This is a genomic window from Mycolicibacterium elephantis DSM 44368 (assembly GCF_004014805.1).
GTDB classification, from domain to species: Bacteria; Actinomycetota; Actinomycetes; order Mycobacteriales; family Mycobacteriaceae; genus Mycobacterium; species Mycobacterium elephantis.
Window position 1 is genome coordinate 1 of sequence record NZ_ATDN01000076.1, and the last position, 381, is coordinate 381.

Consider the following 381-nt stretch of genomic DNA (forward strand, 5'->3'; position numbering starts at 1 on the left):
GTGGAGCGCAAAATCGTCATCGTGCCCATCAGCGCTATCCCGCCGTCATCCGAATACCAATGGCCGTGACCACCACATTGATCACGAACAACGCCATAAACGCATACACCACAGTCTCATTGACCGCATTACCCACCGCCTTGGCCCCACCACCAGAAATCGTCAACCCCCGATAACAGGCCACCAACCCCGCGATCAACCCGAACAACGCCGCCTTCACACACGAGATGATCACCTCAGGCACCCCGGTCAACAACGTGATCCCCGCCGCGAACGCCCCCGGATTCACATCCTGAATGAACACCGAAAACGTATAACCCCCCAAAATCCCGATCACCACCACAAAACTGTTGAGCAACAACGCCACCAAACCCGAAGCCA

1 protein-coding gene is annotated in these 381 nt (G+C 56.4%); it reads right to left on the bottom strand.

What is annotated here, in order from left to right; translation table 11 throughout:
• Window positions 1-34: 34 nt before the first annotated feature.
• Window positions 35-381, bottom strand: a 347-nt coding sequence (locus tag MELE44368_RS24815; RefSeq protein ID WP_206613861.1) for an ABC transporter permease, incomplete at its 5' end; no start/stop codon positions are given.